Here is a 10,755-nt window from a genome sequence, read left to right on the forward strand (position 1 = left end):
GAGGCTGGGTGGCCGGGCCGGTAGCCGAGCGGGTGGGCGTACGGACCACACGGCCGGGAGGTTGGCCCTGTGGTCCGTGCGCGCGCTGTTCAGGCGGCGCTGGCGGCGTCCAGCTCGTGCAGATCGGCGTCGGTCAGCCTGACCTGGGTGGCGGCCACCAGTTCGTGCAATTGCGCCAGGCTGGTGGCGCTGGCGATGGGGGCGGTGATGGTGGGCTGGGCCATCAGCCAGGCCAGAGCGATACGCGCGGGCGTCGCGTCATGACGGGCGGCCACCAGATCGAGCGCATCGAGAATGCGCAGCCCGCGCGCATTGAGATATTTCGGAATCGACCGCGCCCCGCGCGCGCTTTTGCCAAAATCAGCCTCGGAGCGATATTTGCCGGTGAGGAAGCCGGCGGCGAGGGCGAAATAGGGAATGACCCCCAGCCCCTCGGCGGCGCAAAGATCCTGTAGCGGCCCCTCATAGCTGTCGCGGGCGTAGAGATTGTATTCCGGCTGGAAGGTCTCATAGCGCGGCAGGCCGCCCTTGCTGGCCTCGAGCGCCGCGCCGAGGCGTTCAGCCGAGAAATTCGAGGCGCCGATCGCCCGCACCTTGCCGTCGCGGATCAGCGTGGCGTAGGCCTCCAGCGGTTCCTCCACCGGGGTCGCGGGGTCATCGAAATGCGACTGGTACACATCGATGTAATCGGTCTTCAGCCGGCGCAGCGAATCCTCCACCGCCGTAATGATCCATTCGCGTTTCAGCCCCTTCTTGTCCGGCGCCAGCTCGGCGCCGACCTTGGTGGCGATGATCATTTTGTCGCGAACACCGCGCGCCGCCAGCCAGTCGCCGATCACCGTCTCGGATTCGCCGCCCTTATGGCCTGGCGCCCACACCGAATAGACATCCGCTGTGTCGATAAAATTCAGCCCCGCCGCGCGCAGGCCGTCGAGCAGCGCGAAGGAGGTGGCGGCGTCGGCGGTCCAGCCGAACACATTGCCGCCGAAGCAGAGCGGGGGGACCGTGATGCCTGAGCGGCCCAGCGTGCGCATGTCCATGGCGTTCCTCGTCTCGTCAGATTTACCCTGATGCCAGGATGCGAAGAAGCTGACGCCTCCGCATCCTGCAAGGTCAGGCGCAGCACGGGCTTAGCCAGAACCCGATGGGTGAAGCTCATCGGCTTCTGGTATGAGCATGGCAGAGACGTGGGGCGTGGCAACAGGCGGCGCGGGCATTGCTCCATAAAAAAAGGCCGGGCTGCTGCCCGGCCGATCTCATGATGAGCGAGGAAATCAGAAATCCTCGTCGTCATCCTCATCGCGACGCCGCTTCGAGGAGCCGCCAAGCTTGGCGAACACCGAACCTGCGTCGAACTTCTCTTCCTGCTCGCGGCGCGGCGGCGGCATATCGCCGAACGGATTGTCGCCAAACGGATTGGACGGCTGCGGCGCGGTGGTGATTTCCGCCGGCAGCAGGGTCTGGCCACCCTCGTCCATGGACGGCGGCCGGTCCTTGGCGGCCTTCGACACTTCCAGATCAAGGTCGATCTGCGAGCACAGGCCGAGCGTCACCGGATCCATGGGCGAGAGTGACGCCATGTTCCAGTGGGTGCGCTCGCGAATCTGCTGGATGGTGTTCTTGGTGGTGCCGACCAGACGCATGACCTGCGCGTCCTTCAGCTCCGGATGGCTGCGCAACAGCCACAGAATGGCGTTGGGACGGTCGTGGCGACGCGACACCGGCGTGTAACGCGGGCCGCGCGACTTCTTGACTTCCGGCAGGCGCACTTTGGATTCAAGCAGCTTGAGCCGGTAGTCCGGGTTCTTCTGGCCCTTCTCGATCTCCTCGCGCGCCAGCTGGCCGCCGGTGACGGGATCGAGCCCCTTGATGCCGGCGGCGACTTCGCCGTCAGCGATGCCCTTCACCTCAAGGTGGTGCAGCTTGCAGAAGTCGCCAATCTGCTCGAACGTCAGGGACGTGTTGTCCACCAGCCAGATGGCGGTGGCTTTTGGCATGAGCGGTCCGGCGGACATGGATCCAGTTCCTTCCGTACATGTCCTCTACGCGCCCGGGGCGCGGAGAACGAAAAAGCAAACCCCTCCTGTGCTCCGACCCGGCTTTTGGCCGGAGCGACGTATCCTGCGGATACGAAAATCAGAACTGGTGGGGAACATTACCACTATAATCCGCGGCGGGGCGGAGCGCAATGAGCCCGGCGCCGATTGCCGCCGCCGTGAGCATCGCCAGGGTCGCCTGCGCAAGAGTTGCCGGCACAAAGATTGCCTGCGTCAAGGTTGCCTGGGCAAGAGCTGCCTGCGCAAAAGCCGCTCGGCCTGCGGGCGGCGCGTCGCCAGCGCCGCCCCGCGCCCGCCTCACCGTCTCAGGGCGTCAGCATGATCTTGCCGACATGGGCGCTGGATTCCATCAGCTCATGGGCCTGCGCCGCCTCCGCCAGCGGGAAAGTGGCGTGGATCACCGGGCGGATGGCGCCTGAGGCCAGCAGCGGCCAGACCTTTTCCTCCAGCGCCCGGGCAATGGCCGCCTTGGCGCTCACAGGCCGGGCGCGCAGGGTCGAGCCGGTGTGGCTGAGCCGCTTCATCATCAGCTTTGTGAAATCGACGGTGTTTTTTGGCCCATTCAGGAAGGCGATCTGCACGATGCGGCCATCCATGGCGGCGACGTCGTAATTCTTCTGGATGTAGTCGCCGCCAACCATGTCGAGGATGACGTTGACGCCCGCGCCGCCGGTCGCCGCCTTCACCTCCTTCACGAAATCCTGGGTGCGGTAATTGATCGCCAGATCTGCGCCGAGCTTCAGGCATTCGGCGCATTTGTCGTCCGAGCCCGCCGTGGCGAAGACTTTGGCGCCAAAGGCCCTGGCCACCATGATGGCGGTGGTGCCGATGCCCGAGGTGCCGCCATGCACCAGCAGGGTCTCGCCCGGCTGCAGGGCGCCGCGCTCAAACACATTGGTCCATACGGTGAAGAAGGTCTCGGGCAGCGCCGCAGCTTCCAGGTCAGAGAAGCCGGCTGGAACCGGCAGGGCGTTGCTCTCATGCACCGCCACATAGTCGGCATAGCCGCCGCCTGCGGTGAGCGCGCATACCCGCGCCCCTGGCGCAAACCGGCTTGCGCCGGGTCCGGCAGCGACGACCTCGCCAGCCACTTCCAGGCCCGGCAGGTCGGAGGCGCCAGGCGGCGGCGGATAGCTGCCGGCGCGCTGGATGACGTCGGGCCGGTTCACGCCAGCCGCCGTGACGCGGATCAGGATCTCGCCCTCGCCAGGCGTGGGGACCGGGCGCCGGACCAGCTTCAGCACCTCCGGACCGCCTGGGGCGGTGATCTCCACCGCATTCATGGTCGCGGCGCCTGATGAGGCGGTCAGATCGGCGGAAGTGGACTGGGACATGCGCAGGCTCCGTGCGGCGTTTGGGGGCGCGTCGACTCGCGCCCTTGCTGGAGCTACCTTGTTGCAAAGTGGGCTGACGGACAATCGGCGCGGCGTCTCCGCCATGCGCCGGCCCGTCGGGGGCGCAGACAGGAGCTTGTGATGACCGATCCTTTCGCTGATGAACCGCGCCGGCCCGCCCAGCCTTCCGTGCACATGCTCGGCCAGGACCTCGCCAGCCTGTCTGTGCACGAGCTTGAAGAGCGCATCGCCCAGCTTCAGGACGAGATCACCCGCCTGCAGCAGGCCATGAGCCGGAAGACCGCCTCGCTCGCCGCTGCCGAGTCGGTGTTTCGCTTCTGACGCTGCGGGTAGGGCGGCCTGGGGCTTGCGTCTTCGGCGTTAGCTGACGCGTTGGGCTGGACGGGGGCAGCCCGCCATCCAGCTGTCATGTTGGACGGCATCGGCTGATGAGACGTGGATCCCCGTGACAAGCACGGGGATGACGGTGGAGGGGGCGGGGGCGATGACGCAGGAGCGAAAGCAAGAATCGCAGCAGCAAGCCAAGCAGGACCTGCCGCAAGCGGGACTGACGGGGGGAGCGCCTGCATCCTTTCAGCCTGAGCCCCGTCGCCAATTGGCGGCCGCGCTGGCGCCAGTGGCGCCGCAGCCCAGGGCCAGGCACCAGCCGCATCTGTCGTTCTGGTTTGATTTCGCCAGCAATTATTCCTGGCTGACGGCGCGGCGCATTGGGGCGTTGGCGGCGCAGGCGGGGGTGACGCTGGCGTGGAAGCCGTTTCTGCTCGGCCCGATCTTCGCCGCCCAGGGCTGGAACGATTCGCCGTTCAATATCTATCCGGCCAAGGGCGCTTATGGCTGGCGCGACATCACCCGCGCCGCCACCGCCATGGGCCTTGCGGTGCGCAAGCCTGATCCGTTCCCGCAAAATTCACTGCAGGCGGCGCGCGTCGCCCTGGCGCTCCCGCCAGAGGCCACGCCAGCCTTCACCGTGGCGCTGTTTGCGGCGCAGTTCGAAGCTGGCCTTGGCCTCACGGATGAGGCGCTGCACATGGCGCTGGCCGCCGCCGGCGTTAACCCAGACGCCGCGGTGACGGCGGCGGCGAGCAGCGAGATCAAGCAGGCGCTGCGCCAGCGTGGGGCTGAGGCCGCAAGCCTGGGGCTGTTCGGCGCGCCGTCATTTGTGACCAGCGATGGCGAGGTCTTCTGGGGCAATGACCGGCTGGAGCAGGCGCTGGCCTGGGAATGCGCATTGGCGGCAGAGGCTTAGCCACGCGCGACGAGGCCTGGAAAAATCCGCCTGAAGCGTTGTCATGGACATGTGGGCGGTTGTGGATAGCCGCGCTTTGGCCTATATGACCCGGCATCTGGCATGATGGCGCCGGACCCTGCGTGGCCGCTCGACGGCCAGGCGGGACCCCGGCCTGTCGCGCCAATGCGTTTTCGCCGGCGGTTTTTATGCGTCGGCCCGTCCCTCGGGATGGAAGGCGTCGCCCATCCAGGCGCCGCCGCCGCAGGCGAAACGTCACATCAACGCCAGCCGTCGACGCACGGGCCCTGCGGGGCTCCAGGAGCTTACATGTCAGCAGTTGCATCCCATCAGCCGTCGCGTGAAGATTTCGCCGCGCTGCTCGAAGAGTCCTTCGGCCGTTCCGAAGCCCAGGAAGGCTCGGTCATCAAGGGGACGGTCGTCGCGATCGAGAAGGACGTGGCCGTCATCGACATCGGTCTGAAGACCGAAGGTCGCGTGGCCCTGAAGGAATTTAACGGCCCTGGTCGCGAGCAGCCGCTCGCCGTCGGCGACGAGGTCGAGGTTTACCTGGAGCGCATCGAAAACGCGCTCGGTGAAGCCGTCATCAGCCGCGACAAGGCCCGCCGCGAAGAGAGCTGGATCAAGCTCGAGCGCGCATTCGAGAACAATGAGAAGGTGCAGGGCGTCATTTTCAACCAGGTCAAGGGCGGTTACACCGTTGATCTGGACGGCGCCGTGGCCTTCCTGCCGCGTTCGCAGGTCGACATTCGTCCGGTCCGCGACGTCACCCCGCTGATGGGCGTGCCGCAGCCGTTCCAGATCCTGAAGATGGACCGCCGTCGCGGCAACATCGTCGTGTCGCGCCGCACCGTGCTGGAAGAGACCCGCGCTGAGGCCCGTTCGGAGCTCGTCGCCAACCTTGAAGAAGGTCAGGTGATCGAGGGCGTCGTCAAGAACATCACCGAGTACGGCGCGTTCGTCGACCTCGGCGGCATCGACGGCCTGCTGCACGTGACCGACATGGCGTGGCGCCGTGTGAACCATCCGTCCGAGGTGGTCACCATCGGCCAGAACGTCCAGGTCAAGATCATCAAGATCAACCACGAGACGCACCGCATCTCGCTTGGCATCAAGCAGCTGCTGGCCGATCCGTGGGAGGGCATCGCCCAGCGTTATCCGGTCGAGTCGCGTCTCACCGGCCGCGTGACCAACATCACCGACTACGGCGCATTCGTCGAACTGGAGCCGGGCATCGAAGGCCTGATCCACGTTTCGGAAATGTCGTGGACCAAGAAGAACGTTCACCCTGGCAAGATCGTTTCGACGAGCCAGGAAGTCGACGTTCAGATCCTCGAGGTCGATCCGGTCAAGCGCCGCATCTCGCTCGGTCTCAAGCAGACCCTGCAGAATCCTTGGGAAGCTTTCGCCCAGGCTCACCCGGTTGGCTCCGAGGTCGAGGGCGAGGTCAAGAACAAGACCGAGTTCGGTCTGTTCATTGGTCTCGACGGCGAAGTCGACGGCATGGTTCACCTGTCGGATCTCGACTGGAACCGTCCTGGCGAGCAGGTCATCGAAGAGTTCAAGAAGGGCGACGTGGTTCGCGCTCAGGTGCTCGACGTTGACGTGGACAAGGAGCGCATCTCGCTCGGCATCAAGCAGCTCGCCGGCGACCCCTTCGTTGACGCAGGCGAACTGCGTCGCGGCCAGGTGGTCACCTGTGAGGTGGTCGAGGTCAAGGACGGCGGTCTGGAAGTCAAGCTGGCTGACAGCGACCTCACCGCTTTCATCAAGCGCGCCGAGCTGGCTCGCGACCGCGCCGACCAGCGCCCCGAGCGTTTCGCCGCTGGCGAGAAGGTCGACGCCCGCGTCGTCCAGTTCGACCGCAAGGCCCGCCGCATCCAGCTGTCGATCAAGGCTCTGGAAATGGCGGAAGAGAAGGAAGCGATCGCCGCTTACGGTTCGTCCGATTCGGGCGCCTCGCTCGGCGACATCCTTGGCGCCGCGCTGCGTCGCGCCACCGAGAAGAAGTAAGCTCTTTGCTGCGGCGGGCGCCTGCGCCCGCCCCATGCATGGAATTGCTCATGACGGCCAGCCCCCCGGGGCTGGCCGTTTTGCTTGGCGCCCGTCCCCTACGACACGTTCCGTCGCACGCCACGGGCCATGTTATTGATTTTACGGCGGTTTGCTGCACACTGTCCCGGGCGGTCCGGCAGCACGGGTTGCAGCCGCTGCGTAGCGCGCCGCTGCGTGACGTCAGGCGGCGGCGATTGCGCGACAGGGTGGGGGAGCGCAAGGTCATTACCCTGCTGAAAAATCCCTGCGCCCTGTAATTTCTCTGTTTTTTGAGGGTGACAGATCGGCCCTGGACGGGCAAAGGACAGGTCTGCGGTGGCTGCGCACAGGCGCAGACCACTCGCCAAGCGGAGGTTGCCGATGTCATCCAACGCCGAACTGCTGATTGACCGGCGGGCCCTGCGCCGCCGGCTGTCGGGTTGGCGCGCGCTGGCGGTGGCGGCGGTGATTGGCGCCATCCTGTTCGCTGGCGTGATAGCCGGGCGCGACCGGCTGGTCCCGGGTCAGCACGTGGCCCGCGTCAATCTCACCGGCATGATCACCGGCGCCCGGCCGACGCTCGATTTGCTCAAGCGGGTCGGCGAGGCCCGGGACGTGCGCGCCGTGGTGCTGTCGATCGACAGCCCTGGCGGCACGGTGACCGGCTCAGAAGACGTTTACACCGCGCTGCGCGCCCTGTCGGCGAAGAAGCCGACCGTGGCGGTGATCAATACGCTCGGCGCCTCGGGCGCCTATATCGCCGCCATGGGCGCTGATCGCATCGTGGCGCGGCAGACCTCGCTGGTCGGTTCGATCGGCGTGATCATGCAGTTTCCCAATTTCAGCGGCCTGCTCGACCGGGTCGGCGTGAAGGTGGATGAGATCAAGTCGAGCCCGCTGAAGGCGGCGCCCAATCCGTTCGAGCCAGCCAGCCCGGCGGCCAAGGAGGCGATGGCGGCGGTGGTGGGCGACAGCTACGCCTGGTTCCGCGACCTCGTCCGCGTGCGCCGGACGCTGGAGGGCGAGGCGCTGACCCAGGTGGCTGACGGGCGGATTTTCACCGGCCGGCAGGCGCTGAAGCTGCGGCTGGTCGACCAGCTCGGCGACGAGAAGGATGCGCTGCGCTGGATGGAAGGCGCGCGCGGGTTGGCGAAGGATTTGCCGGTGCGGCAGTGGCGGCCGCGAAGCGACAGCCGCTTCAGCCTGACGGCGATGGCCAGCGGCCTGGCGCGCGCCGCAGGGCTTGACGGGCTTGCCGCGGCGCTGGAGCGCAGCGGTGGGCTACACGCGCCAGCGGACGGCCTGCTCGCCGTGTGGACTGGCCCACAGGCGCCATAGCCGCCTGCGCCTCGCCAATGCGTCACGAGGGGCGCACAGGTATAGGCACAGGCAGGCTTGGGCAGGCTACATGCTGCGGCGTCCGGGGGGAGGGCGCTGGAGCATGGATTAATCGCGTGGCGGGCGCGTCTTCGGGTGACAGGCCCGGGGGGCTCCGCGCCGCCACCATCGCGTCGGTGACGGCGGCCTGCGCCGCCAGAACCTGCGCCAGGAAATTTCCCGCCGGACCGGCAGCCTCTCACGGGGCGCCCCGCGGGCATGAACAGGGGAGAGTATCCATGATCAAGTCAGAGCTTGTGCAGCGCATCGCGGAATATAATCCGCACCTCTACCAGCGCGACGTCGAGAACATCGTCAACGCCATCCTTGATGAGATCACCAACGCTCTGGCCAATGGCGACCGGGTGGAGTTGCGCGGCTTCGGCGCGTTTTCGGTCAAGACGCGTGACGCGCGCGTTGGCCGCAATCCGCGCACCGGCGAATCGGTTGAGGTCAGCGAGAAGGCCGTGCCAGTATTCAAGACCGGCAAGGAGATGCGCGTGCGCCTGAACCAGTCGCCGGTCGTCGGTAAGCCCCGGCGCGCCGCCCAGGCCTGAGGCGGTCGCGCGGCGCCTCATGCGGGCGCCCCATTCGCGCGACCCTTGGGCGCCGCGAGCCCGGCGGCCAGGGGTGAGGCGCAGGGCCGGCGTTGCGGGCGCAGGGACACGGTGCAACTGAGACAGGGGATGAGATGGCGACTTTCGTGAAATATCTGGTGCTGGCGCCAGTGGCGATCGTGCTGGCGCTCATCGCCGTGGCCAACCGGGCGCCGGTGACCTTCTCGCTCGATCCGTTCGCCAGCGGCGCGCCAAGCGTCGGCTTCTCGGCGCCGCTCTATCTGATCGTGCTGGGCGCGCTGGCGCTCGGTGTGGCCATTGGCGGCTTCGCCTCCTGGCTGGTGCAGGGCCGCTATCGCCGCGCCGCGCGCGCTAACCGCCGCCAGCTGGAAAAGCTGGAGGCGGAGACGGCGCGCCTGCGCGAAGCGGCGCGGCGCGAGCCTGCCCAGGCCCGGCTCGCCTCCTGAGCCATCGCCAGATGTGTGCAGCATTGAGGCCGCCTCCCGGGGCGGCTTTTTGCTGTGCGCAGGCCGCTGTTCTCAGGCGGTTCGCTGGCGACGTGAGGCAGCATCCGCCCGCCCGACGCAGCCGGCGGAGGATCGGCCCTCCGCGCGACGGCCCAGCCCTGTTGCAAGCCGCTGGCTGCAGATTGGCGGGATCATCCAGAGATTTCGGCTGTTAAACTTAACAGAGGGTAAAACTGGCGAGGCGGGGGGGAGTGGTTAAAGTCCTCTTAACAGGCCCCAGCCTGGACAGATGTGCGCCAGCGCATGGCGCTTCTGGACCTGAACCGGTCACGGTTCCGACCAGAAGTCGCGCTATGGCGGCCATCATGCCATGCGGGGCTGCGCCGATGCTGCCTGCCCGGGGACGACGCCAGAACATGTCAGCTGTAGCCACGCCCGTGCCTTTTGGCGCGCGTTACGCAACCACCCAGGCGTTCGTCGCGCTGTTCAGCGATGCGAACCGCCTTGTGGAGGAGACCGCCGATTATCTGGACGGCGAGGGGCGGGCCGACGCCGCCACGCTCGATCCTGATGCGGCGCACGCCTATGCCCAGGAGGGCATGCGGCTGACCACCCGTCTGATGCGGCTGATGAGCTGGCTGATCCTGCGCCGCGCCGTCGCCGATGGCGACATGACGCTGGAAGAGGCGGATGTCGAGCGGCGCAAGAGCATGTCTTATGTGGAGCCGACGCCGACGCTGGAGACCATCGCCATTCTGCCAGTGCGGCTGGGTGAGCTGATCGGCGCCGCCGCCCGGCTGGAGCTGCGTATCCTGCACATCGACGCCAGCGAAGTGGCGGACGCGCCGCGGCCGTCGCCGGTGCGGCGTGAACTCAGCCTGCTACGCGCCGCCTTTGGCGGCCAGCAGACGCTGGCTCCGGCCCGCCGCGCCCAGCCGCGTGGCCTCGTGGCGCCGCCTGCGGTCAACGCCAATGCCGCCGGCGCTTCGGGCCAGCTGCACCCGGATCATCGCCAGGACCAGCTGATGGGCGCCTGACGTCCGTAACAGCCTCGAAAATCCGTTGCGCGTCTTCGAGACGTCTGGGTTTCCCAGGCGTCTTTTTCGTGCGCCAAGGCCCTATATGCTCCAATGGGCCGCTTCCCTTCGTCCTGCGCGTTTGCGAGCCCCTGCGGCCACAAAAAAACCCCGGCGAGGCCGGGGTTTTGCAACTCAGCTGGGGCGCTGCTTACTTCTTGCCGAAGCTCAGGCCGCCGAACTTGTTGGTGAAGCGCGACACGCGGCCACCGCGGTCCATCAGCTGCTGCGAGCCGCCGGTCCACGCCGGGTGCGACGACGGATCGATGTCGAGGTTCATCGTGTCGCCCTCATTGCCCCAGGTGGTGCGGGTGACAAATTCCGTGCCATTGGTCATCACGACCTTGATGGTGTGGTACTCGGGATGGGTGTCAGGCTTCATAACCGCGTCCTCATGCCCCGCCCGACAACGGGGCAGGCAAATGCGTTCTGGAAAAATTCCGGATTGGCGCTGCTATAGCCTGGCCAGTTGCCGGTGACAAGACGAATCCACGTCGCAACACGGCGAGGCGTCGCCGTTGTCGAGCCGACCTCCGCCATTCGCGCCCGATCATGGGGTTGAACGGGCGACGCTGCTGCGGCGGCG

The 10,755-nt window shown here is 66.9% G+C and carries 11 protein-coding genes; 7 read left to right on the forward strand and 4 right to left on the reverse strand.

What is annotated here, in order from left to right:
- Nucleotides 1-89: 89 nt before the first annotated feature.
- From AC6A67_RS07890 to AC6A67_RS07900, 3 genes are all read right to left on the reverse strand, one after another.
- Nucleotides 90-1,040 (reverse strand): aldo/keto reductase, encoded by a 951-nt coding sequence (locus AC6A67_RS07890; RefSeq protein ID WP_498036002.1) that lies wholly within the window; start codon nucleotides 1,038-1,040, stop codon nucleotides 90-92.
- Nucleotides 1,041-1,274: 234 nt separating this feature from the next.
- Nucleotides 1,275-2,015 carry a DUF1013 domain-containing protein gene (locus AC6A67_RS07895; RefSeq protein WP_498036003.1) on the reverse strand — a complete coding sequence of 247 codons (741 nt, stop codon included), beginning with the start codon at nucleotides 2,013-2,015 and terminating at the stop codon, nucleotides 1,275-1,277.
- A gap of 347 nt (nucleotides 2,016-2,362) precedes the next feature.
- Nucleotides 2,363-3,391, reverse strand: coding sequence for an NAD(P)H-quinone oxidoreductase (locus AC6A67_RS07900; RefSeq protein ID WP_498036004.1), 1,029 nt, complete (start codon nucleotides 3,389-3,391; stop codon nucleotides 2,363-2,365).
- Between the two features lie 141 nt (nucleotides 3,392-3,532).
- Here AC6A67_RS07900 and AC6A67_RS07905 point away from each other — a divergent pair, with 141 nt between their 5' ends.
- The 7 genes from AC6A67_RS07905 (at nucleotide 3,533) to AC6A67_RS07935 (ending at nucleotide 10,130) form a co-directional block, all read left to right on the forward strand.
- Nucleotides 3,533-3,733: a DUF1192 domain-containing protein gene (locus AC6A67_RS07905; protein WP_498036005.1), complete on the forward strand. Its 201-nt coding sequence runs from the start codon at nucleotides 3,533-3,535 to the stop codon at nucleotides 3,731-3,733.
- A gap of 274 nt (nucleotides 3,734-4,007) precedes the next feature.
- Complete coding sequence (locus AC6A67_RS07910) at nucleotides 4,008-4,658, forward strand: 2-hydroxychromene-2-carboxylate isomerase (RefSeq protein WP_498036006.1); 651 nt, start codon at nucleotides 4,008-4,010, stop codon at nucleotides 4,656-4,658.
- A 309-nt stretch (nucleotides 4,659-4,967) separates the two neighbouring features.
- Nucleotides 4,968-6,671, forward strand: a complete 1,704-nt coding sequence (gene rpsA / locus AC6A67_RS07915; protein WP_498036007.1) for a 30S ribosomal protein S1 — start codon at nucleotides 4,968-4,970, stop codon at nucleotides 6,669-6,671.
- Between the two features lie 402 nt (nucleotides 6,672-7,073).
- Entirely contained in the window at nucleotides 7,074-8,030 is a 957-nt protein-coding gene (gene sppA / locus AC6A67_RS07920) for a signal peptide peptidase SppA (RefSeq protein ID WP_498036008.1), read from the forward strand.
- A 278-nt stretch (nucleotides 8,031-8,308) separates the two neighbouring features.
- Nucleotides 8,309-8,626 (forward strand): integration host factor subunit beta, encoded by a 318-nt coding sequence (ihfB, locus tag AC6A67_RS07925; protein WP_498036009.1) that lies wholly within the window; start codon nucleotides 8,309-8,311, stop codon nucleotides 8,624-8,626.
- Between the two features lie 134 nt (nucleotides 8,627-8,760).
- A complete protein-coding gene (locus AC6A67_RS07930; RefSeq protein ID WP_498036010.1) occupies nucleotides 8,761-9,093 on the forward strand; it encodes a lipopolysaccharide assembly protein LapA domain-containing protein in 333 nt (110 codons plus the stop codon).
- 416 nt (nucleotides 9,094-9,509) lie between these two features.
- Nucleotides 9,510-10,130, forward strand: coding sequence for a DUF1465 family protein (locus tag AC6A67_RS07935; RefSeq protein WP_498036011.1), 621 nt, complete (start codon nucleotides 9,510-9,512; stop codon nucleotides 10,128-10,130).
- 190 nt (nucleotides 10,131-10,320) lie between these two features.
- Here the strand turns inward: AC6A67_RS07935 and rpmE are convergent, their stop codons facing one another.
- A complete protein-coding gene (rpmE, locus tag AC6A67_RS07940; protein WP_498036012.1) occupies nucleotides 10,321-10,551 on the reverse strand; it encodes a 50S ribosomal protein L31 in 231 nt (76 codons plus the stop codon).
- Nucleotides 10,552-10,755 lie beyond the last annotated feature (204 nt).

Source organism: Camelimonas sp. FR25 (assembly GCF_059740505.1).

Coding starts and splice junctions, on each gene's coding strand:
- AC6A67_RS07890 (WP_498036002.1), bottom strand. CDS start 1,040: ATGGACATGCGCACGCTGGGCCGCTCAGGCATCACGGTCCCCCCGCTC.
- AC6A67_RS07895 (WP_498036003.1), bottom strand. CDS start 2,015: ATGTCCGCCGGACCGCTCATGCCAAAAGCCACCGCCATCTGGCTGGTG.
- AC6A67_RS07900 (WP_498036004.1), bottom strand. CDS start 3,391: ATGTCCCAGTCCACTTCCGCCGATCTGACCGCCTCATCAGGCGCCGCG.
- AC6A67_RS07905 (WP_498036005.1), top strand. CDS start 3,533: ATGACCGATCCTTTCGCTGATGAACCGCGCCGGCCCGCCCAGCCTTCC.
- rpsA (WP_498036007.1), top strand. CDS start 4,968: ATGTCAGCAGTTGCATCCCATCAGCCGTCGCGTGAAGATTTCGCCGCG.
- sppA (WP_498036008.1), top strand. CDS start 7,074: ATGTCATCCAACGCCGAACTGCTGATTGACCGGCGGGCCCTGCGCCGC.
- ihfB (WP_498036009.1), top strand. CDS start 8,309: ATGATCAAGTCAGAGCTTGTGCAGCGCATCGCGGAATATAATCCGCAC.
- AC6A67_RS07930 (WP_498036010.1), top strand. CDS start 8,761: ATGGCGACTTTCGTGAAATATCTGGTGCTGGCGCCAGTGGCGATCGTG.
- AC6A67_RS07935 (WP_498036011.1), top strand. CDS start 9,510: ATGTCAGCTGTAGCCACGCCCGTGCCTTTTGGCGCGCGTTACGCAACC.
- rpmE (WP_498036012.1), bottom strand. CDS start 10,551: ATGAAGCCTGACACCCATCCCGAGTACCACACCATCAAGGTCGTGATG.